Origin of the sequence: Methanobacterium formicicum (assembly GCF_029848115.1) — an archaeon.
In the GTDB taxonomy this organism is placed as follows: Archaea; Methanobacteriota; Methanobacteria; order Methanobacteriales; family Methanobacteriaceae; genus Methanobacterium; species Methanobacterium formicicum.
In genome coordinates, this window is the sequence record NZ_JARVXG010000059.1 from 147,501 (window position 1) to 170,000 (window position 22,500).

Sequence of the window (22,500 nt, forward strand, 5' to 3'; positions counted from 1 at the left end):
TGCCAGACCAACTGCCAGGTGTCCCACCAGATCCTCTTTGGTTTTAACCTGGTAGAATGGTTCCATTTCATAGAAATTCTTCAGCAGGTCATCAATGAAGTGTGAAACACGCACCAGATACTCGGCACAGGCCTCGGATATTACCAGATCCTGTATACGGAGCTCAACTACCTGATCAGGGTCGTTAAGCTCATCTCCATGGATATCATGAGTGTATCCGATTTCACGAAGTTTCTGAGGACTTACACCTATCTCTCGAGGTATGAAATGAGTTAAAGGCAAATCTGTAGAGTCATGACGTATGGTGGCATCTTTAAATGTATATACTCCATTTTTTGCACGCAGTATTCCTTTTTCCAGGGGTTCTGGAAATTTTTCTTCGGATATCATTCCCTGCACCCCTTTGATTTCATCCAGTTTGCGTACTCCTGAATTTTTATAGGCCTTTCTGAGAAGGTTAGCCAAATTTATTCTTTTTTTCCCGGAACTGGATGGAACTGTACGTGCCCCGCAAACCGGGCAGATGGCCTGCATGGACCCCACACCACACTCCGGATTGGTGCACTTGCACCGGGCAATGTCCACGGTTATGTTACCCTTTTTGGCAGCATCGATAATGTTTCTCCGGCTACCCCCATTGGTCCCTATGGGGAACAAGGCATGGGGTGCGGGTTTCATCATTCTTTCCTTGGTTTTTTCCGGCCTTCCTACTCTTCCACCCAAATAAGTGGGTGCTTTAGCCATTATCTCCACTGATGAAACCTGATTTACAGCCGCCATGGTAGAAATATTATCTTCTGTGTCCAGGGGCCGTGTTAACGTGTTAAGAAGAGTGTAAGCCTCATCCGGAGCCAGGACAACTTTACCCTCCTGCACACGGTGCGGAACTCCCAGAGACTCCAGTATTCTTTTTTCAGGCCCTGGATCCAGTATCAGACTATCTTCCATATTATGATCATCAATATCCTGGTTTAACCAGGATTGTAATGAGTTAAGGTCCTTTCTGGTTACATCATGATAGAAGTAGGTGTAATCTGGATGGAGGGGGATCTGGTACTTTTTAGATAACTCAAAGGCCAGAGGAGCACTGATTCCTTCCTGAAGATAACGATCCAGTTCTGGTCTCTGTCCTTCATCATAACTGTCTGAGTTTTCCAAAAGTTGTATCCACCATTCCTGACACCAGCCAGCGGGTAACAGAGGGTGGTTGTTCCGGAGGAATTCCCCAAACGCCACTAACATGTCACCGAGATAGATAATTTCCACCACCTGCGACCTGATTTTTCGGGCTTCCTCCACTGAATCTACATTTACCACATCACCGTTTCTGAGTTTTACCAGGGGCCCGTCAATAGTGTCACAGGGAACCACACAGTTCCCCTTACCGGGCCTCTCAATCTTCATCTGGGTGCCCACTGCCAGAAATTCCACTATTTCCATGGTGGCCGGGTGCACCCCCATGGCTGCCAGTCCCGTGTTGCGTGACCGGCCATATCGTAAACGAAAGCCCCCTCTGGTTTGAGGGTAGGCTAAAACAGGCCTCCCGCCGATGATATCCCTCATATATTTGTCATCTATTTTAGTTTCCTCTTCCTTGGATTCTTCATCGGTTTCTTCCGTCTTTTCCACTTTTTTAGTTTTGGAAAACTCATCCAGCCAGTCCCATCCATCCATATCCAACATCTTGGCGTACTTCAAGACTTTAGGGGCTTTTTGGATAACCCCCTCCACCATGGCCAGGAGTGCACCTCCCCGAAGATGGTTGGTTTCCACACGCTCCAGGTCCCGGTGGGAAACTTCCACCTGGTCGGTGGGTTCACCAGTGACTTCCACTGGTATGTTCTTGGCGGCAGTGCGGACCTCATCCGGCGAGGGTGAGTACTGCAAGTTGGTTACTTCTGATTCGTAAAGCTCTGCTTCCTCCACATAACGTTCAATTTCCCCATCAGTGGGTCTGTAAGCATCTAATCCCATACTGCGGCGTATGTAATCGGTGACCAAAACTGCCAGTGCTGAGGCAGTTCCACCGGCACTCCGTATAGGTCCCGTGAAATACACGGCCAGATACCAGGTCTGGTCAAAGTTTCTTTTTATAGATACTCGGGCTATTCCTTCCAATGGCGCTGCCACTACCCCCTCGGTGATAATGGATAGAGCAGTTCGCACCGCCTGATCAGCAGCCTCTTCCTTTATTTTGAATTGGTCTTTATTTCCCGGGTCCGCCTTCATCACCTCATCGGATGTGACTATCTCCTTGGCCACATGAAATGCAACCTCTTCACGGGACATGGTGTCTTCCATGTTCTTAATCTTCTCAGCCACCCCAGGTGGACCCACCAGCCCCTCGACACGTTCAGCCAGGTTTTTAGCAAGGGGTATTTCTGGTTCAAGTTCAATATCATGACCTTTTTTCCGGGCCTCTTCTGCCACCTTATAGGCCTTTGCTGTGCCTTCTTCCAATGTTTCAAAGTATCCCATATTAATTCCCTTGATTTTTTATATTAGTTTAAAATAATAAACCCATAAAGACGTCTGGAGTTACATTTAAAGATTATAATCTGATAAAAATACGATTCAAGCCCTGTGCGCCCCAAACATCATTTAAACTCTATTAATGGTAATTGATCCTGTGATAATTTATACTTATGTCCAGAACACTCCCCCTCCACCACTATAAATATAAGTCGGTAAAAATTAAGATAGATATTATAAATAATTTTGATGAAATAAAGTGAATTAAATATTTAAATATAAATCATTATTAAATCAAGATCAAATTAACGGTGATTTCAATGGCAAAGAAAGAAAAAAAATACCTTCCCCCCAGTGGAGCAGGTCTGGTAAGGTACTTTGAAGAGGAAACCAAAGGCCCCAAGCTCAGCCCGGAACAGGTAGTCATAATGACAGTAATCCTGGCTGTTTTCTGCATAGCCCTCCGGTTTTCATATTCCTAAGGCCACATTACAACCTATTTTGGGATTTAGGCCCATTTTGATGCTATGCAGAGGAGTAACATCAATTTACTCCCCTAATTAATTAAGGCCTAAGATTTTATTGGTAAAGTTTTTTTAAAAAGAAATTTATTGGATTTTATATTTTAAGAGAGTTTAAGTAGATTTTAAGGAGTTTTAAAACATGGCTATTCACCCCATTGAATTTCGTTATGGAACCCCGGAAATGAAAAAAGTCTGGGAAGCAGAGAATAAACTTCAGAAAATGCTGGAAGTAGAAGCAGCCCTGGCCGAAGCCGAAGCCCAAATGGGCCTGGTACCCCCAGAAGCCGCCCAGGAAATAAGGAGTAAGGCCAGCACCCGGTATGTGACCAATGAAAGAGTGGCAGAAATTGAAAAAGAAACCAATCACGATATTGCCTCTATTGTAAAAGCTCTGGCCGAGGTATGTGATGGTGAAGCTGGGGAATACGTCCATTTTGGTGCTACTTCCAATGACATCATTGACAGTTCCCAGTCCCTTTTACTCCAGGAGTCTATTGATATTATACAGGATAAAATCACCCGTTTAGTGAAGATAGTCCTTAAATTAGCTGATGAAAACAAAAAAACAGTTTGTATAGGTAGAACCCATGGCCAGCACGCCCTACCCACCACCTACGGGATGAAATTCGCCCTGTGGGCAGATGAACTCCACCGACAATACGAACGATTGGAATCCTGTAAAGGACGGCTTTGTGTGGGTATGATGACCGGAGCTGTTGGTACCACTGCCGCCTTGGGTGAAGATGGATTGAAGGTCCACCGTAAGGTTTCAGAAATACTGGGACTCCCGGCGGTGCTAATTTCCAACCAGGTGGTGCAACGGGATAATCATGCCGAATATGTTATGAGCCTGGCTAACCTGGCCAGCACCCTGGATAAAATTGCCCTGGAAATTCGCAACCTGCAACGTACTGAAATCAAAGAGTTAGGGGAAAGTTTTGACCCTGAAAAACAGGTGGGCTCCAGTACCATGCCTCATAAAATGAACCCCATCACCGCCGAGAGAATCTGCGGCGTATCGCGGATTATTAAAGCATACCCTTCACCCGCACTCCAGAACAACGCCTTATGGCATGAACGGGACCTTACTAATTCCTCATCAGAGCGGATCATGCTCCCCGAGGCATCCATTCTAACTGATTACATACTGAACCTGACCATCCGTTTGATGGAAAAACTGGTTTTCTACCCGGAAAACATAGAAAGAAACCTTAACTTCACTGGTGGACTTATCATGGCCGAAAGATTCATGTCTGAACTCACCATGAAAGGAATGGGCAGGCAGAGCGCCTATGCACTGGTCCGTAAATGTGCTCTGGAAGCTAACCAAAAAAATATCAACCTTAAGGATGTGGTTCTCCAACAGGAAGGGATAAAGGATTATCTGAGCCCCGCAGAAGTGGAAGAAATTATGGACCCCCACACTTACCTGGGATCTTCAGTACAGATTGTGGATAATGTTCTGGAAAAATCAAAGGAATGGTTTTAAACCTTCTTTAAAATAGAACCTATTCCAAATAACCTCTATTTTTCCCTTATTTTTTTTATTTTTTCATATTTTGCTCCTTTTACACCTCTGGTAACGAAAATTTAATATAATACCAACAATAAACAATATTGATACTTATTATAAAGGGAGGTGAAAAAATGGTCGATATCAAAGAAATTAAACACATCCGAGCTGCACCATTCACATTGATGACCTCTTCAATACACGCCATTCTAGCCTTTATCGCAGCAATTCTTGTTATTCTATTCTTCGGGACAATAGCAGCACTCATACCTGGTGTGAGCATGTTCGCTGGTTTCATAACCGTGTTAGGATTATCAATCATTATCCTATGGCCTTTAACCTCGTTCTTCTTCAACATAGTTTACGCCTTTATTCTGGCATTACTCTACAATCTCTTAGCACCCAGATTAGGAGGCATAAAACTAGGTATGGAAGGAGAAGTAGTTAAATCGATTCCAGTAATGTCTTTCGCCATTATACTATCAGTTATAGTCGCTATTTTAACATTCTTAACCGGTCTCTACATTGGACTGGCAGGTAGCTCAGTTTTATCACTGGTCAGCGGAGTAATCCCAGTTGCCGCCAATTTAGCCGCCGATGCAACCAACGTTACCAATGCAACACTACCAACCGGAGGAATGATGGCCGCAATATCCGGCATTTGGGCCCTATTCTGGATCATCATCATGCCCATAGCCATGTTCATCCTGACTTTCATTGCCTACACACTATTCGCCGTATTCTACAACATCATAATACCCAAGGTCGGTGGACTAAAACTCATATTCGCCGAAGCAGCCAATGGATTCGAGTTAACCAACATTCCAGTGGTTCCTGCCGCACTCTCCATATCCATGGTAATGGCGGTCTTAGGTGCAATATACGGATTAGTAATGGGTATAATGACCGGAGACGTTGTACTAGCAATAATCTGGCTCATAAGCTATGCCATATCCTGGTTCGTAATGTACTTCATTATGATTGCACTGGCCACAGTATTCTACAACTTCTTACAGCCCAGAATCGGTGGAATCAAATTGGTACTGGAATAACACCCGGAAAAAATTATTTCCCCCATTTTTTTATTTTTCCCCAAAAAATCCCGAAATAAACAATCCAACACTTCTTTTAAAGAATTATTAAGGATGCAAATTACAGTGGGTTCTGGGAAAACTCCCTTCAGACTTATAATAGATTAATAATAAATAGAATAACCATAATTATAGTGAATTTAAATAATTCTACATTGGGAGGTTAATTTAAATGGAACAATTAAAGGAAATAAAATCTGTAGCCATTGTACCCTTCACTCTGATGTCCTCTTCAATATCAGCAGTTCTGGGACTTATATACGCAATAATATTAATCTTAATACTGGGAGTAGTGTCTGTTTTCCTACCAGCCGAAGCCAGTTTAATTTCTAGCCTTATGGCCACCATGGCTGTGGCTTTGATACTGGTTTTACCCGTGGGATCTTTCCTATTCAGTGTTGTATCTTCATTTGTTACCGCATTACTCTACAACTTACTGGTGCCCAAAATTGGGGGTATTAAGCTGGGAATGGTTGAAATGAAAGAGGTTAGGTCCATCCCGGTAATACCTGTATCTTTAATGTTATCCCTCATTTACACCATTCTCACCTTTTTGGTGATGTTGGTAGTAGCCCCTATCGTGGCTGTGTCCCTACAAGGTGCGGCATTAATATCAATCAGTGCCACTGCCGCCACGGGATTAGAGGGTTTAAGTGCCCTGGGAATAATTGGAATTATTATCATGGTCATTGGAGTACCCATCCTGGTTCTGATATGTTCCTTTATATTCTCGGCCATCAGCGCCATCCTGTACAACATCTTGGCCCCTAAAATTGGTGGTGTGAGGCTGAAATTTTCCTCAAAAACTGGAAACATGTTTGAAATCAAAAAAATACCCCCATTACCCCTGGCCATAATAACCACCGTGGTGCTAACCATTGTAAACTTCATATTCGCCATACCCGCCTTAATCAGCTACTGTATCGCTGGAAATTTCGCAGGAGGATTAGGTTACTTCTTAGGGAACATTGTGGGGTCATTAATATTCACATTCATAATTTACTCCATAATGGCTCTCCTGTACAATTGTATGAGGCCTAAAATTGGTGGAGTGGAATTAGAATTGGAATAAACGGAACGGAAGGTTTCAAATCCCAGATTTAAAGGCCTAAAAAACCTTTCCCCCTTTTTTCTTGAATTCTATTTTTTTTATTAAAAGTGGAAATATCAAATGTGGAGAATTATTAAGGTAGAAAAACAATGAATGATTGGAAAATAAAAAGGAACCATATACCATGACTTCTCGTATTATCAAATGTCGTAAAATTTCACGTGGCCAGGCCCAGGGAAAGGTAATAATTTCCAGTGACCCCTTGAGCTTTCTGGGTGGTGTTGATCCCCAGACTGGAGATATAACCGATAGACAGCATGAACTCTACCAGCAGAATATCAGTGACCAAATTCTGGTGATCCCCTCAGGTAAGGGTTCCACTGTGGGGTCCTACGTGATCTATCAAATGGCCAAGAATAAAACTGCTCCCCTGGCTATTGTTGCCCTGGAAGCAGAGCCCATCATTGCCACTGGAGCCATAATGGCCAGTATCCCCATGGTTGACCAGCCAGAGGAGAATGTTCTTAAAATCTTAAAAAAAGGCAACCGGGTTGAGGTTGATGCCGATGCCGGTATCATTAAGATCCTGGATTAATTCCCTAAAGATCAACAGTGCCAAAAATAACCATGCAAATGGGTTAAAAATTAGTTAAAATACAATTTGGGTCGAAAATACATTGGTTAAAAAGTCCCAATTTTGGTTAAAAATCCAGTTTATTCTAAAAACAGCCAAAAGAATAAAGGATTGATTCCCTGTCTTAACCAATCCTTGATCTCTGGTAAAATCAATTAATTTTCAATTACTTCTTTTCTACCATTTTCTCTGATTTCAGCTCCTACAAAGCCTCCTACCAGGCCTAGAACTCCTCCAATGAATATGGCCAGTACAGTGAAGAATACACCAGCTATTACGGTAATGGCACCAGCAACAACCCCGACTTTGGCAAATACCAAACCTATAATGGCACTTAAAGCCCCGAAACCAGCTATGAAAAGGATTCCTATTATAATTCCCCCGATGATTCCGGTTAACGCCCCCTCTACTGGTGCATCTTCTTTCTCTCCACGTCCAATGTAGGTTGCCACCATACCCCCTACCAGGGGACCAACGAAGAACAAGGGAAAGACAGAAATTAGGAGCACCAGGGTTAAAACTGCGTTTATAATGGAACCTACACCCACTGCTTTCCAGTCCACCACTAAAATCACCTCTTCCTATATTTTGAGATATTATCTTTTACCATTATTCCTTTTTCTCAGTTTGTTCTGGGGGAACTTCCTCAGAACCTGGTTCTTCTGATATTTCTACATAATTTCGTCTTGTTTTTATAACCGAACCGATAATTCCACCGCCCAGACCTAAAAGGACGTATATGGGTATTAATAATAAATAAAGAGTTATAAGAACACTGACTATCTCCTTAGAGAAACCGTATATGGCATATATCAGGAGAATGTAGATTACACCGGTTAAAAATCCCACCACCGAACCATGCATTGCACCATTCTTCACGTTCTCATTTACCAGATATCCGACTACAATGCTGGCCACTATCATGGCTATAATACCGCCAATAAAAGGCAGGACCAGCCCAAAAAGAAAGACCAGGACTAGGGCAAGGACTGTTCCAATGATAATATTTTTTTGATCGATCATGTTTAAACCTTCAGTAGTACACTCACTAAACAGTATAAATTTTGTTATTCTGTCCTTAAATAAATTTAACGAATTTTTCATGAAAAATTGGAATCTATATAAAAATAAAGGAACCCAGTGTGAAAAATAAAGAAAAATAGGGGAAAGTTTATTAAACTGTGAACTTTTCTATGCTTCTCCTTTTATTAAAGCACCTACGGCCCCTCCAATGGCCATCATGATCATGACCCCGAAGAAGGCTATAAACAGGAACAGTGAAGTCAGGGTGGCTGCGGCAAATCCTATTAATCCCAGGATAAGGGTTCCGAATATGAGCAATAAAATAGACAATACAATGGCCCCGAATAAACCGGATATCGCTCCATTAGCTAAACCATTACCGGCACTTCCACCGGCCATGTAACCGACCACTATTCCCGCCAGGAGTAAACCTATAATTGAACCCACTGCCGGTATAATCAGGCCAAAAATGGCCCCTAATATTATGGATAAGATGAATCCTACGATTACTGCTCCCCAGTCAATGTCCATTATTTCACCTCTTGTAAAAATAAAAAAAATAAATAAAGAAATAGAAAAATGGTGTTTTTCTATTCTCCTTTAATTGCGGCTCCTATGGCTCCGCCTATGGCACCAATGATAGCTTCAACTATGATGGCTATGATCAGTGCTAATATGCCGGCACCTACTCCAACTAATCCAGCAACAGCTCCACCGATGATCATTAATATAATTCCGGCGATAATACCTGCTACCACTCCGACGAGTGCTCCGTGGATGGCTCCGTTGGTGTAGCCACCACCCACAGTGTAACCAACATATATGGTGGCTATGAGGTAAGCTATTATGCTCCATCCGGGCAGAATCATGTCAATGATCAGTCCCAGTATTATTGCAATTACCAAACCGATTATAACTGGAGTCCATTTAACTTCAACCATGCTTTTCACCTCCATAAAAGCATTTATTATTCAACAACTTATCTTAACCCCGCAATGCATGTTCTCTGCCGTGAAGTTATAGAAATGTAATAAGAACTACTCAATGGCACCTAAATAACAAAAGGCAAACCATTAATACCACTGTTACCATGAAAATCACTATGCGCTCAAGTTTTTCGCGGCAAGTAAACTACACTGGGAAAAGAAGATTTTGATTAGAACCACTAGTTCAATTTGCGCCCAATTTCACCCCCTTCCAATTAATATTTATTATATCCCTACCATGTCCTTAATATTATTTTCTTTCATTTTAGAGATAGACGAACCAAAAGAAAGTGTATGGCCCACAACTGAAAGAGCCCTCACAAATAATAATGAAAAAAAATCCATAACACCACTTAATTTCTCCTGGTAATTCAGTATCTATTTTTTAGCACACCTCTCCAGATAAAAATAAGACCCATAACTGACAATAATCACTTACTGGCCACTAGGTCAGAGAACCAAGAAAAAAATTTAGATTGAAAATCTCAAGAATTGGATATACTAAATGAATCAGGGATTAAGTCGGAAGGACGGTGAAATGGTGTATTTATTCATCCATAATGGGACTCTTATAGATGGTAACGGCGGGAAGCCCCTGGAAAATGCAGGAGTTTTAATCAAAGATCAGCAGATCATAGCGGCAGGCGTTGAAGATTCCATTAAGCACCCCCATGAAAAAATCAAATATATTGATGCTCAGGAAGGTTTTATACTCCCGGGCTTCATTGACTGCCATGTCCATCTGATGTTCACCGGTTTCCGCTTTGAAGATCCCCTATTTACTCCTTTATCCTTATATTTTTATCAGGCCACAGTGAATCTGAAAAAAACACTTAATGCCGGGGTTACCACTGTCCGAGATGCAGGTATGGCAGATTTTGGAGTTAAAACTGCAGTGGAACAGGGCATAATCCCTGGCCCCCGGCTCCAAATCAGTATCATGCCCCTTTCTGTAAGTGGAGGACACTTCGATCTGCAACTGAAATCTGGCCACCAGGTTAAAACCACCTACCCTGGACTACCCGAATCAGTCTGCGATGGTAAGGACGAAGTTCGAAAAAGGGTTAGAGAAGTTTTAAGGGCTGGTGCCGATGTGGTAAAAGTTATGGTAACTGGAGGAGTTATAAGTGCCAATGATAGTCCAGAGCATCCCCAATTTACCCGGGAAGAGTTACAGGTAATCGTGGAAGAAGCATCTTTCCGTGGTCTGGGAGTTATGGCCCATGCCCATGGATCTCAGGGCATTAAAAACGCTTTAAAATCAGGTATCCGATCCATTGAACACGGGACTTACCTGGACCCCGAATGTATTGACCTGTTGCTGGAAACTGATTCCTGGATGGTGCCCACCATGCTGGTGCACAAGATAAACCTGGAAAAACTGGAAGCAGGAGAGCTCCCTGAATACAGCCAGGAAGATACCCGGGATGTTTACTTTAAAAACCAGGAAAGTGTGCAGAGTGCCTTAAAGGCCGGGGTTAAGATAGTTATGGGGACTGACAGTGGAATAGGTCCCCACGGACAGAATCTGCGAGAACTGGGACTCCTTTGTAAAGCGGGCATGGAACCCATGGAAGCGTTACAGGCTGGTACCAAACATGCCGCTGAACTTCTGGGATGGCAGGATAAGATTGGTACCATTGAACCCGGGAAACTGGCCGATGTGGTGATCTGTGCCACCAATCCCCTCACTGATATCCAGTCACTGGGAAACCCGGATAACATCCAGGTGGTAGTGAAGGAAGGGAAGATATTTAAAGACATTAGAATGCAGGAAAATAGTTTTAAAGATGTCTAAAACCATGAACTATGAATATTCATAGATCAGAGGAGTTAAAAAATCAAATAGAATCAAATTCCAAAGGCAGGATTAACATGGCAAATTCTAAGAAAAAGGCTGAAATCAAGATTTCAGGTATGCATTGCGCTTCATGCGCCCTTAACGTTGAAAAAACCCTGCAGGGATTGGAAGGGGTGGAAGAGGCCCAGGTTAACTTTGGTACTGAAAAAGCTACTGTGGAGTACGATCCCGAGAAGGTAGAACTGCAGAAACTGGAAAAGTCAGTGGAAGAAGCAGGTTACGGTGTGGTTAATCAGCAAGTGGTCATCAAGGTGGGAGGCATGACCTGTGCCATGTGTGTGCAGGCCATTGAGGGAGTTTTGAAAAAGATTGATGGAATCAGCCAGGTGAACGTGAACCTGGCGGCGGAAAAAGCCTATGTGACTTACAATCCTCAGATGACCAGTGTTACGGAAATGAAAGAAGCTATCGAAAATTTGGGATACGAATACTTGGGGGTGGAAGGAGAACTGCTGGAAGATCAGGAGGAAAAGCTCCGTGAAGCAGATCTGAAGGATAAAAGGAATCGCTTCATTGTGGCCTTTGTTTTCTCCATTCCGTTAATGGTTTTAATGTATTCTGGTATCATGCTACCCTTTAACATGAGTTACTTCATGCTGGTGGTTACCATCCTCCCCTTTATCTATGTGAGTTATCCTATTTTCTCTGCTGCTTATCGTTCCCTCCAGAATCGTAGTTTAAACATGGATGTGATGTATTCCATGGGTATAGGGGTGGCTTTTGTCTCCAGTATTCTGGGAACCTTCAACCTAGTACTCACCCCAGAATTTATGTTCTACGAGACGGCTCTGATGCTGGCTGGTTTCCTCATGCTGGGCCGGTGGATGGAAGCCCGTGCCAAAGGCCGTACTGGCACTGCCATAAAGAAACTGATAGGCCTCCAGGCCAAAACCGCCCTGGTCCTCCGTGAAGATGGAGTTGAAACTATTGTGCCCGTGGAAGAGGTGATGGTGGGAGATACGGTACTGGTCAAGCCCGGAGATAAGATACCCGTGGATGGAAAGGTAATTTCGGGTGAAAGTTATGTTGATGAGTCCATGATCACCGGGGAACCCATTCCTTCCCTTAAAATAGCAGGTTCTAGTGTGGTGGGTGGTACCATTAACCAAAACGGGGTTTTGAATTTTCAGGCCGGAAAAATCGGTAGAGACACGGTTTTGGCTCAGATTATTAAGTTGGTGGAATCTGCCCAAGGATCCAAGCCACCAGTGCAGAGAATAGCAGACCAGGCTGTTACTTATTTCATTCCCACTGTCTTAACCGTGGCTATTGTGGCCTTTCTGGTATGGTATTTCCTTCTGGGAAGCACTCTTCTTTTCGGACTCACTGTGCTCATATCCATCCTGGTGGTAGCCTGTCCCTGTGCTCTGGGTTTGGCCACTCCTACGGCAGTTACCGTTGGAATAGGTAGAGGGGCGGAGCTGGGTATTCTGGTTAAAAACGGTGAAGCACTGGAAATATCAGAAAAATTAACCACATTTCTCTTTGATAAAACCGGGACACTGACTAAGGGCAAACCAGAGGTTACCAACATCATAGGAATTACTATGGATGATAAATATTTATTAGAACTGGCGGCCAGTGTGGAAAGTAATTCACAACACCCCCTGGCAAAAGCAATTGTCACCAAAGCCCAAGATAACGATCTCAACTTACATGAGGCTGAAGAATTTAACACCTTCGGAGGTAAAGGGGTTTCAGCCATGGTTGGCCGGAAAAACGTGCTTATTGGGAACAGAACTTTACTTAATGATAATGGCATCCTGATTCAGGATACAGAAGAGGAACTAATTTCGAAACTGGAAGAAGAGGGTAAAACTGCCGTCCTGGTGGCCGTGGATAATCTTCTCTCTGGTATCCTGGGTGTGGCCGATACTCTGAAAGAGAACACTCCCCAAGCCATAAGCGAACTTAAAAAAATGGGGCTAGAGGTGGTCATGATAACTGGGGACAATAAGAGGACTGCCGAGGCCATTGCTAACAGGATAGGTATAGATAAAGTGATGGCTGGAGTTCTACCTGAAGATAAATCTGCAGAGGTTAAACGGCTCCAGGATAAGGGAGAAGTAGTGGCATTTGTGGGGGATGGTATAAACGATGCCCCAGCCCTGGCCCAGGCCGATGTGGGAATAGCCATTGGTGGGGGTACGGATGTGGCCATTGAAAGCGGGGAGATCGTTCTTATCAAGGATGATTTACTGGACGCCGTGGCCGGAGTTCAGCTTTCTAGCAAGGTAATGGGACGTATTAAGCTCAATTTATTTTGGGCATTCGCTTACAATGTAATCTTGATACCAGTGGCCGCAGGATTACTTTATCCTTCATTTGGGATTACTTTCCGACCGGAATATGCTGGTTTGGCTATGGCTCTAAGTTCAGTGACCGTGGTGACCCTTTCCCTCCTGTTAAAAGGATACCTGCCCCCCTCTAAGAAATTAGAATTAAGAGATAGTTCTTAGAGAGATAGTTCTTAAAAAATAATAAACAGGAACTCCAGATAAAATTGAAGCGATTAAATAGGAGTGATGAAGATGGCCGTGGATCCGATATGTAAAATGGATGTGGATGAGAAAAGTGCAAAATGGGTCAGTGAATACCAGGGGAAAAAATATTACTTCTGTGCCCCGGGATGTAAAAAAGAGTTTGATGAAAATCCTGAAAAGTACGCAGAAGAATAAGAAACCATTATTTTTCTTCAAAACCTTCTTTTTTTTGAAAAACTTTAACTTTTCTAGATAATACTTTAAATTATTTTTAGTTTTAACTTATTTTTAGAACCTTGAACCTATTTTAGAACTGAACTATCTTACGAAACCATAATTTTAGATAAATTACTGAGGGGGCACCCCTCAATTTGAGGGGTAACCTAACATATAACCCCATATTCCATGTGACTTTGGTAAGAGCATGGGAGAAGTAAAAAAATTATTAAAAAAAGTACAAAGGACTATAGTTTTCAAATCTATGTTTTTTTACCACATAAGGTAGGTAAAATGGATAAATTTCCACTTACCACGATGTAAACATCGTTAGGGAAAAAACCCGCAGTTTTTCTATTTTTTCTGATTAAATCTGTTGTAGACCATTAAAAGCAGAAGGGCTATTAACATCCCTCCAATAGCACCTAAAATAGCGTTTAAAATATTCACTGTATCCTACTCCTTAATAAACGTTTATTTTGAATCTATTTACATTATTAGAGTCTCTCGAACCATTTTAAGAGCTTCCTCAATAAACATCTTTCTTCATAACCTCTCGAAGAACACTGGTAGCGTAGCAACCTTTGGGAATGGAAAAACTCAACAGTACTCCTTCTTCAGTTGCCTCGGCAGCAACATCCCATATCCTGAACCTCATGGCCCGGCGTATGCCATGACTACCTAATTTAGGCATGGGAGGTACCTCGAAATCATCCAGTTTAAGGTTTTCCTCATCCAAAATTTTCTGCTCCATCTCTCCCAGCTTACCACCAGCCAGGGGCACTTTACTACCATAAAGAGGTGAGGAAGGATGGGCCTGGAAATTCTTTATCTCCTGATTAATTTCTTCCCGGGAAAATTCATGGATCAGGTGTTCTTCGTTGTCGATCAGAATATCCCCTTCCACGTACTGGTCAATGCCCAGTTTACTGCGTTCGCTGACTGCCCGGTTGAACAGATAGGACTGATACGCGTGGACAAACATCCTGCTGAGGGGTTTGGGAAGGCTACGCAACGCTCGGATGTAGGAATTCTCAACCAGTTCCCCCCGTTTATTTTTTTCTTTAATGAGGGTACGTAGCATCATCTTTTCATATCTCATTCCACTGGGCATTGATTCCAGGGATTCTTCCAGTTCTCCCTGGTCATACAATCTGCGGGCTTCCTGAATGTGTCGGGGCTCGGTGTCATAGGGATGGCCAATGTAGCGATCCACCGCATCCTTAACACCTCCCTTGATCAGGGCTTTACCCACCAGGTGGGTGTTGGGCCGGTCCTTACCGAAACGCTGAAATCCATAATAATTGGCCACTCCCCTTTTTTCCAGTTCGTTAAGGATTTTTGTTGCTTCCTGAGCTGCTGGTTCAGTATCACCCACATCGCGCACCATTAAACGAAACTTGTTTCCGATCAACTGTCCCATACGTAATTTCTTCTGGTTAGGAACTATGTTGATTATTTTAACATGATGGAGCTTATCTTCCAGTCCCTGAAGTTCTTCAGGAGTTTTATTACTGATACAAATCCATTGTCGAGTTATTGCCCTTTTATCTTTCATTCCCGCGAATCCCATCTGTTTACGGTTGATTTTAAGTTCCCGGGCAATATCCAGAACAACATCCAGAGTGGTTCTACCGTTCTTTTCAATCCAGATCCAGGTGTTGGGTCCCTCACCACTGGGGGGAGTTTCCGGGATTTCTTCCACGTAGAAATCTTCATTTATGGTTCGGATTTCGCCCCCAATTCCCTTCTGAGAAGTTATGTAAGTTTCTGCGTTTAACATGATGATTTACCACATTTTTCTTCTTAAAAATATCTGTATAAAAATAAATTATATTCGATCTTAACTTCATTTTTTTATATGCAGTTAAGATAATAATCATATTGCCTTTGAAGGGGGAATGTATGATGACTAATGTAAAAATTATGCCTTGTCTGGATATGAAAGATGGTCGTGTAGTGAAGGGTATTCATTTTGTGGATTTAAAGGATGCGGGTGACCCAGTAGAAAACGCAACATTATACCAGGATGAGGGGGCAGACGAACTGGCTATGCTGGATATTGCAGCCACCGTGGAAAACCGCAAAACACGTCTGGAATGGGTCCAGAATGTCTCGGGAGTTATTGATATTCCCCTCACCATGGGTGGTGGGATCGCCAGTATGGAAGACATAGATCTCACTTTTAAGGCCGGGGCTGATAAGGTGTCCATGAACAGCGCCGCAGTTAAAAACCCGGAACTAGTAGGGGAGGCTGCTCGTGAGTACGGTAATGAACGGATTACAGTGGCCATTGACGGATGCCGCAACAGTCAGATGCCTTCGGGATTTGAAGTGGTAGTCTCGGGAGGAACCAAAACCACCGGCCTGGATGCTGTTAGATGGGCCAAAGAATGCCAGAAATTAGGTGCTGGAGTAATTCTCCCCACAAGTATGGATGGAGACGGTACTCAGAATGGATATGATCTGGAATTCACTAGATCAATTTCTGATGCAGTTAATCTTCCAGTTATTGCCTCGGGAGGAGCAGGTAAACTTTCAGATTTTAAAGATGGTGTTTTTGAAGGAGGTGCATCAATACTCTTGGCTGCCTCAGTTTTCCATTATCGTCTGCTGAGTATTGGAGAAGTTAAAGAATATCTGAAAGAAAATGGAGTTGAAGTCCTGATTTAGGTTCTAAATTCAATAAACCATGGTATTTGCATTGGATATACCAACTCTCACCCGGCAATTTATCACCCATTTTTTTTTAAAATATTTTTCTGTTCCTATTTTTTTAAATAAAACCTCAGCCAATAATTCGAATTTTATAAACTGTCAAAAAATCCATAAATATAGTTTATAACCATGTTCCGGGAGTAATTAAGGTTTAGTAATTGCTTAAGCAATTTAAACTTACTATCCCGTCCACTTTAGTCCCATGAAGAGTATAGTTTATATATGGCCAGGGATAGACATCTTTCCAATGGGGCGGTGCAGTGAAGGCTAAATTTACGGTTTTGAAAAAGAAGATGGAAGGTCTAAAAAATAAAATAAGGGACCATCCACATCATCAACTCATTCTAGGAATATTTACAGTTTTATGTTTATTCATGGTAATGATTCCCCTCTATAATGTTTATTCTGCAGAAGAGCCTTCACCAACACCCATCGTAACCAGCGTCGTGCTGGGAAATGAGTCATATGGAACTGTGGCTAAAATTGGACCCTACGGGAACGTCAGTTCTCCAGTGAAAGTGGCTTACATACTGGGAGAACATCCCCGTGAACACGTTGCCCACAAAGCCCTAGGAGAAAATATCAAAGAGAACTCCCAGTCTCTAAAATACTGTTATTACCTTTATTACATTAACGTCACCAAATATGCTTCTGATTTTTCAAAAGGGAGAATGAACGGACAAGTACTTTCCAATAAATACGTGGTTCCGGATATTGCCCAGGAAAGCTTCTCCCTGGCCATTGATGTTCACGGTACAGATGGAGAATACTCCAAAAGGGTGTTTTTATTCACCCCCCTACCCAAGGGCACCTCACTGGACATCGCCCATAACCTAACTAACCTGGTGGAAGGTGTTCCCTACTATTCTGCACCCAATCCCAGTAGCACTGCCTATACTACCATCCCATTAATCAAGAAAGGAGTTCCGGCTATTGTTTACGAGTCATTCACTGCCCAACCCTACAATTTGGTGAAGGAACAGAATAGAAAATTCATTTTAGGGGTGGATGAACTTAATCTAGAGGCTAATCCCTGTTATTAAGATAATAAGTGACTATCCCTATGGGCTTAAGGTTAGCAAACCTATAAATATGAAGCAATGATTAATGTGTAATTGATACACATGGTGAATTATTATGCCTAAACATATTGCATCCGGATTAAAGTACCTGGCAGCGGTGAAGCTAAGGGAACAGGGTTACTTCCAAAAAGATATTGCTGAAAAGCTGGGAATGGACCGTTCAACTGTTTCGCACTATTTAAATGGTAGAAATCTTTCATGGAGCTCAATTGAAGTTGCTGAAGCTGTAACCGGTTGCTGTAACCGTGACTTTTTATACATGACCTATTCTCTCACGGGAAATATTGATAACACCCGTACAATTGTGGGCATACTCATAGAGGACGAATTCCAGGCCAAAGTTAAGGATAGCTGTATCGGGTGTGGAGTGTGCGTGGATGCCTGCCTCATGAACAACATTGCCATCAAAGATTTAAAATGCAACATAGACACCGCAGACTGTTGTGGTTGTTTAGAATGCCAGTTAAACTGCCCTACTAATTCTATACAGGTTTTAGAAGTTGAAAACTTTAATAAATGATCTACTTACTTTTCACTCTATCCCTCTCTTTTAAAAATCCTCTTTAATTATAAATAGTTAAAAACGATTTACACACCACAAAAGGGAACCGGACAGCCCCCGAGAACTATTACCAAATTAAGATAAACATAAATATTCTCAACCCTAAAAATTAAAATAACTATTCTAAAAAGGGTGGATAAGATGATTTGTCCTAAATGTAGACATGAAAATCAGGATGATGCCGCTATCTGCGAGTTTTGTGGTGAAACGTTGAAGGTTAAACAACCTCCTAAAAAGTCTGATAGCAAAAAGGATGATGGTTTTTCCATTGGAAACCTTAAATTAATTTTTATAGGAATTATAATCCTGTTCATAGTTACAGTTGCCCTATTGTGGCCCAGTACCTCGGTGAATATAAATAGTACTGATTCTTTCCTTTCCACCCAGGCATCCTGGAATCAGATCGCAGTTTACAATGGAACTTCTGATGATGTAATGTCCTTTCAGATTAAAGGGAAGAAAATGAAGGTTTACCTAACTGCTCAGCCCTTATCTCCAGAAACCAGTTTAAAGTGCCAGATCTACGGATCCAGTGGAGCTACATCGGGCGATGATCTGGCCTGGAATGGAGGGGATACATCCCCCAAAACCATGAGTCTGCAACATCAGACCAGTCCGGGAAATTACATGGTTAACATTGATATCCCCGATTTTCCTGCTAATCAGGTACAGTGGACTGTGCAGGTATTTGATTATTATTAATCCCATGGTAAAGGCATTTAAATTTAAAACTGGATCCAATCCAAGAATCAATATTCCCTGCACCTATTTCCACCCACCAATTACCCGGAAAAAATAAATGCCCATTTACTCTCAGCGACGATCAACCAAACGCTTAGGCCTACCCCTGATCTTATAAAATTCAAGACCTTCCGGTTCAGTAAAATTGAAGTTAATGTTAAAGAGACCATCCTGATGTGCTTCAGATAGGGCAGGTTTGTATTCCAGGAATGATTTAAGGAAATTCTCCTGTACCAGTTCCAAATTACGGTCCGGAGTATCATGGCATTCCATACTAACCCGGAGGGTAACTTCAGACTCATCCCCATACAGAAAGGCCTCGTATTCTCCAGTGAGGTAATCCATATTCTCTGGTTGAAAAACCCCTTTCTCTATATCCACACGGTTAAATGGCGAGCCCGAAACCCATACTGTTTCTGCTTCCCTTTCTGGATTCAGAATGCGCAGGTGGGTGCGGCCACAGGGACATTTATCACGGCTAACCACAACCGTGGTGTCCTCAGTATCATAGTTCAAAAGTAAATTCCCAGATTTGGCTCCAGGTGGCAGTAGCGTGGTTAGAACTATTCTACCACATTCTCCTTCCACCACAAAATCTTCCATCTGGGGATTGTACACATCGAGGTGCACCATGTCTTCGGGAACATGCAATCCTACCTTTTCCTGACATTCTCCACACATGGTTCCCTCAGTGCTACCGTAGGTGTTGTAAACTGGAACACCCCATAATTTCTCCACATAAGCACGGGACTCCTCTGCAAAACTTTCACCTCCAGCCACCAGCCTTTTAATACTGGAGTCATGTGGATCCAATCCTTCTTTTTTCATCCGGCGGGCCAGGCGTATTAATTTAAAAACACTGCCCACAATTCCCGTGGGTTGATAATGTCTCATTATGCGCACGGGGAAGGTGCACTTACCCGTGGGTATAATGGTCATGCCAATTTTCTGGGCAGCCAAGGTCATGGTGTTGGCCCCTACGTTCATGCCGTAGGAAGCACAGACCACCACTCTATCACCAACCCCGAAGTTCTGACTGACAAATGAGCGGGAGTACTTCTCTGCATACCGGTTCCAATCTTCCCAGGTTAAAAAGAAGGACTTGGGAGTTCCACTGGTTCCACTGGTTTCATGGATGGTGAAGACCTCGTTCCAGTCAATGCTTTTAAACTCAAACTCGCTAGCAGAGGGAGGTTGATGTTCACGGACTGTTTTTCCAGATATTATGGGCAGTTCACGTAGATCTTCATGTTCCCGGATATCCGCTGGTTTTATATTATTTTTTCGGAACCATTTCTGGTAAAAAAGAGAATTATCCGCAGCATACTTAACCGTGTAACGGATGCGTTCATCTATCAGGGCATCTAATTCATCTCGAGGCATAGTTTCCATTTCTTCCCGGAAATAATCCATTAAAAATCCCCCGTAATTTGTTAGTTCCCAAAGTGTAAGATTAGTAGTTATTCTATTAGTGCCCACAAACTTAATAATAATTGTGAACCATACCCTGTATGTATCCAAAGATCAACGGGTCCCAGTGTAACTATAGGGGAACCATCAAGAACGGGCATAAACTATGGACAAATTGATTCAGAAACTCCCAGTACATTATAAATTATAAAGAGACCCATGAAGGCTTATAGAATCATTATTCTATTTTTGGTGATTGTACTCCCTATCTGGGGTGCATGGGAATTTATTGATCAGCAGGACCCCGATGCTATAAAGGTAGGATATTTACCATGCGACCACAGCGCCGCCCTTTTTGTGGCTAAGAACAATCAAACCTATGAAAAAAATGGTTTAAAAGTTAAAACCACACAAATTAGCACGGGATCTAATATCGTGGATGCTGTGGCCAGTGGTGATCTGGACATCGGCTACGTGGGGATAACTCCCACCTTACAGGGGATAAGTAAGGGGATCCCCATCAAAGTCGTAGGGGCAGTCAATCTGGTGGGTAGTGGGATTGTGGTTGAACCCAACTCATCCATTACCAGCCCGGCAGATTTGAAAAATAAAACCATAGCTACCCCCGGTGTTAGCTCCATTCAACAGGTCCTATTAATGTATGAATTGCAAAAATACAACATTACCTCCGCAGACGTGGACATTATATCCATGAATGTTTACAACATTCCTTCCACCCTGGCCGCCCATAAAGTGGATGCCTACATCTCCTACGAACCTTTCGTATCCATTGCACCCTATATGGACATTGGGGAAGTGTTGATATACTCCAATGATATAATCGAAGGCCATCCCTGCTGTGTGATAATCACCAGCGAGAAATTTATCAATGAACACCCCGATGAACTGCAAAAATTTCTGGAAATCCACCAAAACTCCACAGAATATGTTAGAACCCATCCCAATGAAACTGCAGAGATGGTGACCCAAGAGTTAACCACCAACTACAATGTGGAGACTATGTCCCTCCAGCACATCATATTTGTCTCCTCCGTAGATAAAGAATTCCAGGATAATGTTTTGAGGTTCATGGCCCTTGAAAATAACATGGGATACTTGAAAAAAAACCTTACATCCGATGAAATATTTGATACAAGCTTTTTAGGTGGTTAAACCGTGTTAGGTGATTATGAATGAGGAAAATATTAGTTTCATCCCTATTACCTGTGGCCATAATTATAATCTGGGCTATTTTAACTTCATACACTGGATTAATACCATCTTACTTCTTACCCAGCCCTTCTGAAGTTTTAGAATCATTTAAATCCCTTCTTATTAATGGGCAACTGATTGCCGATACTTCCTTAACATTGTTACGGGTTATATCTGGTTTACTGGTTTCTGCAGTGGTGGGCATTCCCCTGGGTATCTTAATGGGATGGTCCAAAACTGCACATGATCTTTCCAGTTTGTTGATTGGTATCCTTAGACCTATTCCCCCTATCGCCTGGATACCCTTTGCCATTTTATGGTTTGGTGTGGGTTTAGAATCAGCCATTTTCATAATATTTGTAGGTAGTGTTTTTCCAATACTCATCAACACCATGGACGGAGTTAAACGAGTGGATAAAGTCTTTTTAGAGTCTGCTTATACCCTGGGAGCCAGCCAGTTCCAGACACTACAAAAGGTGGTGATACCTGCTTCTCTACCCAGCATCATCACTGGATTGAAGGTAGGTGTGGGTGTGGGTTTGATGTGTACCGTGGCTGCCGAGATGATCGGGTCAAATAGTGGCCTGGGCTACCTCATATTCACTTCCACCAGCATGTTAGACACTGGCAGTGCCCTGGTGGGGATGTTGATCATTGGAATTATAGGATTGAGTGCTGATTATCTTTTCAGCAGAGTGGAGAAGGAGGTGAGTTGGTGATAACCCTGGAAAATGTTACTAAAAGTTTTACCTCCCATAATGAGGGGGAACAGTTGGCTCTGAATCCCATTAACCTTAACGTGGCTGAAGGGGAGTTTCTGTGCATAGTAGGCCCATCGGGTTGTGGAAAGACCACCCTGCTCCGGATGATTGCTGGGCTGGATTTTCCCACCAGTGGCCGTGTTCTGGAGGGGGAAAATGA

At 42.7% G+C, this 22,500-nt stretch carries 22 protein-coding genes (2 of these 22 running past the window's edge); 15 read left to right on the forward strand and 7 right to left on the reverse strand.

Annotated elements, in window-relative coordinates; genetic code table 11:
- Positions 1-2,478: the 5' portion of a DNA polymerase II large subunit gene (gene polC, locus QC759_RS11935; protein ID WP_048072969.1), read on the reverse strand. 849 nt of this gene lie to the left of the window's left edge; 2,478 of the gene's 3,327 nt are visible here — the first part of the coding sequence; its start codon is at positions 2,476-2,478; the stop codon falls past the left edge of the window.
- 314 nt (positions 2,479-2,792) lie between these two features.
- On the opposite strand from polC, the gene QC759_RS11940 reads away from it, so the two are divergent.
- From QC759_RS11940 to QC759_RS11960, 5 genes are all read left to right on the forward strand, one after another.
- Positions 2,793-2,954, forward strand: coding sequence for a preprotein translocase subunit Sec61beta (locus QC759_RS11940; protein WP_048072968.1), 162 nt, complete (start codon positions 2,793-2,795; stop codon positions 2,952-2,954).
- A gap of 181 nt (positions 2,955-3,135) precedes the next feature.
- Positions 3,136-4,485 (forward strand): adenylosuccinate lyase, encoded by a 1,350-nt coding sequence (purB, locus tag QC759_RS11945; protein WP_048072967.1) that lies wholly within the window; start codon positions 3,136-3,138, stop codon positions 4,483-4,485.
- Positions 4,486-4,643: 158 nt separating this feature from the next.
- On the forward strand, positions 4,644-5,561 hold the full coding sequence (locus QC759_RS11950; protein WP_048072966.1) for a hypothetical protein: 918 nt from the start codon (positions 4,644-4,646) through the stop codon (positions 5,559-5,561).
- 211 nt (positions 5,562-5,772) lie between these two features.
- Entirely contained in the window at positions 5,773-6,672 is a 900-nt protein-coding gene (locus QC759_RS11955; RefSeq protein ID WP_048072965.1) for a hypothetical protein, read from the forward strand.
- Positions 6,673-6,847: 175 nt separating this feature from the next.
- Positions 6,848-7,246 (forward strand): DUF126 domain-containing protein, encoded by a 399-nt coding sequence (locus QC759_RS11960; protein WP_048073886.1) that lies wholly within the window; start codon positions 6,848-6,850, stop codon positions 7,244-7,246.
- Between the two features lie 194 nt (positions 7,247-7,440).
- On the opposite strand, the gene QC759_RS11965 is transcribed toward QC759_RS11960, so the two are convergent.
- From QC759_RS11965 to QC759_RS11980, 4 genes are all read right to left on the reverse strand, one after another.
- The gene (locus QC759_RS11965) at positions 7,441-7,851 is read right to left on the reverse strand and encodes a DUF5518 domain-containing protein (RefSeq protein WP_048072964.1); all 411 of its coding nucleotides are present in this window, start codon (positions 7,849-7,851) and stop codon (positions 7,441-7,443) included.
- Positions 7,852-7,894: 43 nt separating this feature from the next.
- Positions 7,895-8,308 carry a DUF5518 domain-containing protein gene (locus QC759_RS11970; protein WP_048072963.1) on the reverse strand — a complete coding sequence of 138 codons (414 nt, stop codon included), beginning with the start codon at positions 8,306-8,308 and terminating at the stop codon, positions 7,895-7,897.
- Positions 8,309-8,476: 168 nt separating this feature from the next.
- A complete protein-coding gene (locus tag QC759_RS11975) occupies positions 8,477-8,839 on the reverse strand; it encodes a DUF5518 domain-containing protein (protein ID WP_048072962.1) in 363 nt (120 codons plus the stop codon).
- Between the two features lie 59 nt (positions 8,840-8,898).
- Complete coding sequence (locus QC759_RS11980; RefSeq protein WP_048072961.1) at positions 8,899-9,249, reverse strand: DUF5518 domain-containing protein; 351 nt, start codon at positions 9,247-9,249, stop codon at positions 8,899-8,901.
- 550 nt (positions 9,250-9,799) lie between these two features.
- Between QC759_RS11980 and QC759_RS11985 the strand changes: the two genes are divergently transcribed.
- The 3 genes from QC759_RS11985 to QC759_RS11995 all read left to right on the forward strand — a co-directional run bounded on the left by QC759_RS11985 (position 9,800) and on the right by QC759_RS11995 (position 13,833).
- Positions 9,800-11,092, forward strand: a complete 1,293-nt coding sequence (locus tag QC759_RS11985; RefSeq protein ID WP_279845894.1) for a metal-dependent hydrolase family protein — start codon at positions 9,800-9,802, stop codon at positions 11,090-11,092.
- A gap of 77 nt (positions 11,093-11,169) precedes the next feature.
- Positions 11,170-13,614, forward strand: coding sequence for a heavy metal translocating P-type ATPase (locus tag QC759_RS11990; RefSeq protein WP_048072960.1), 2,445 nt, complete (start codon positions 11,170-11,172; stop codon positions 13,612-13,614).
- Between the two features lie 72 nt (positions 13,615-13,686).
- Positions 13,687-13,833: a YHS domain-containing protein gene (locus QC759_RS11995; protein ID WP_081944528.1), complete on the forward strand. Its 147-nt coding sequence runs from the start codon at positions 13,687-13,689 to the stop codon at positions 13,831-13,833.
- 550 nt (positions 13,834-14,383) lie between these two features.
- Here QC759_RS11995 and truD read toward each other — a convergent pair.
- Positions 14,384-15,637: a tRNA pseudouridine(13) synthase TruD gene (gene truD / locus QC759_RS12000; RefSeq protein WP_048072959.1), complete on the reverse strand. Its 1,254-nt coding sequence runs from the start codon at positions 15,635-15,637 to the stop codon at positions 14,384-14,386.
- Between the two features lie 122 nt (positions 15,638-15,759).
- On the opposite strand from truD, the gene hisF reads away from it, so the two are divergent.
- The 4 genes from hisF to QC759_RS12020 all read left to right on the forward strand — a co-directional run bounded on the left by hisF (position 15,760) and on the right by QC759_RS12020 (position 18,918).
- Positions 15,760-16,527, forward strand: a complete 768-nt coding sequence (gene hisF, locus QC759_RS12005) for an imidazole glycerol phosphate synthase subunit HisF (protein WP_243686897.1) — start codon at positions 15,760-15,762, stop codon at positions 16,525-16,527.
- Positions 16,528-16,832: 305 nt separating this feature from the next.
- On the forward strand, positions 16,833-17,615 hold the full coding sequence (locus QC759_RS12010; protein ID WP_052399919.1) for a hypothetical protein: 783 nt from the start codon (positions 16,833-16,835) through the stop codon (positions 17,613-17,615).
- A 94-nt stretch (positions 17,616-17,709) separates the two neighbouring features.
- Entirely contained in the window at positions 17,710-18,174 is a 465-nt protein-coding gene (locus tag QC759_RS12015; protein ID WP_048072957.1) for a helix-turn-helix domain-containing protein, read from the forward strand.
- A 183-nt stretch (positions 18,175-18,357) separates the two neighbouring features.
- Positions 18,358-18,918 carry a zinc ribbon domain-containing protein gene (locus QC759_RS12020; protein ID WP_144405532.1) on the forward strand — a complete coding sequence of 187 codons (561 nt, stop codon included), beginning with the start codon at positions 18,358-18,360 and terminating at the stop codon, positions 18,916-18,918.
- 111 nt (positions 18,919-19,029) lie between these two features.
- Here QC759_RS12020 and ftsA read toward each other — a convergent pair whose 3' ends face one another.
- Entirely contained in the window at positions 19,030-20,370 is a 1,341-nt protein-coding gene (gene ftsA, locus QC759_RS12025; protein ID WP_048072955.1) for a coenzyme F390 synthetase, read from the reverse strand.
- 216 nt (positions 20,371-20,586) lie between these two features.
- Between ftsA and QC759_RS12030 the strand changes: the two genes are divergently transcribed.
- The 3 genes in view from QC759_RS12030 to QC759_RS12040 are tightly spaced (at most 20 nt apart) and all read left to right on the forward strand, a layout consistent with a single transcriptional unit that may run on beyond the window.
- The gene (locus tag QC759_RS12030) at positions 20,587-21,540 is read left to right on the forward strand and encodes an ABC transporter substrate-binding protein (RefSeq protein ID WP_048072954.1); all 954 of its coding nucleotides are present in this window, start codon (positions 20,587-20,589) and stop codon (positions 21,538-21,540) included.
- A 20-nt stretch (positions 21,541-21,560) separates the two neighbouring features.
- A complete protein-coding gene (locus QC759_RS12035) occupies positions 21,561-22,298 on the forward strand; it encodes an ABC transporter permease (protein WP_048072953.1) in 738 nt (245 codons plus the stop codon).
- A protein-coding gene (locus tag QC759_RS12040; protein ID WP_048072952.1) for an ABC transporter ATP-binding protein crosses the window boundary here: on the forward strand, positions 22,292-22,500 show its beginning. Its footprint extends 541 nt past the window's final position; the window shows 209 of its 750 coding nt (coding positions 1-209); it begins with the start codon at positions 22,292-22,294; its stop codon lies off the right edge, out of view. Before QC759_RS12035 ends, QC759_RS12040 begins: the two co-directional genes overlap by 7 nt.

Coding starts and splice junctions, on each gene's coding strand:
- QC759_RS11940 (WP_048072968.1), top strand. CDS start 2,793: ATGGCAAAGAAAGAAAAAAAATACCTTCCCCCCAGTGGAGCAGGTCTG.
- purB (WP_048072967.1), top strand. CDS start 3,136: ATGGCTATTCACCCCATTGAATTTCGTTATGGAACCCCGGAAATGAAA.
- QC759_RS11950 (WP_048072966.1), top strand. CDS start 4,644: ATGGTCGATATCAAAGAAATTAAACACATCCGAGCTGCACCATTCACA.
- QC759_RS11955 (WP_048072965.1), top strand. CDS start 5,773: ATGGAACAATTAAAGGAAATAAAATCTGTAGCCATTGTACCCTTCACT.
- QC759_RS11970 (WP_048072963.1), bottom strand. CDS start 8,308: ATGATCGATCAAAAAAATATTATCATTGGAACAGTCCTTGCCCTAGTC.
- QC759_RS11975 (WP_048072962.1), bottom strand. CDS start 8,839: ATGGACATTGACTGGGGAGCAGTAATCGTAGGATTCATCTTATCCATA.
- QC759_RS11980 (WP_048072961.1), bottom strand. CDS start 9,249: ATGGTTGAAGTTAAATGGACTCCAGTTATAATCGGTTTGGTAATTGCA.
- QC759_RS11985 (WP_279845894.1), top strand. CDS start 9,800: ATGAATCAGGGATTAAGTCGGAAGGACGGTGAAATGGTGTATTTATTC.
- QC759_RS11990 (WP_048072960.1), top strand. CDS start 11,170: ATGGCAAATTCTAAGAAAAAGGCTGAAATCAAGATTTCAGGTATGCAT.
- QC759_RS11995 (WP_081944528.1), top strand. CDS start 13,687: ATGGCCGTGGATCCGATATGTAAAATGGATGTGGATGAGAAAAGTGCA.
- truD (WP_048072959.1), bottom strand. CDS start 15,637: ATGTTAAACGCAGAAACTTACATAACTTCTCAGAAGGGAATTGGGGGC.
- hisF (WP_243686897.1), top strand. CDS start 15,760: ATGATGACTAATGTAAAAATTATGCCTTGTCTGGATATGAAAGATGGT.
- QC759_RS12015 (WP_048072957.1), top strand. CDS start 17,710: ATGCCTAAACATATTGCATCCGGATTAAAGTACCTGGCAGCGGTGAAG.
- QC759_RS12020 (WP_144405532.1), top strand. CDS start 18,358: ATGATTTGTCCTAAATGTAGACATGAAAATCAGGATGATGCCGCTATC.
- ftsA (WP_048072955.1), bottom strand. CDS start 20,370: ATGGATTATTTCCGGGAAGAAATGGAAACTATGCCTCGAGATGAATTA.
- QC759_RS12030 (WP_048072954.1), top strand. CDS start 20,587: ATGAAGGCTTATAGAATCATTATTCTATTTTTGGTGATTGTACTCCCT.
- QC759_RS12035 (WP_048072953.1), top strand. CDS start 21,561: ATGAGGAAAATATTAGTTTCATCCCTATTACCTGTGGCCATAATTATA.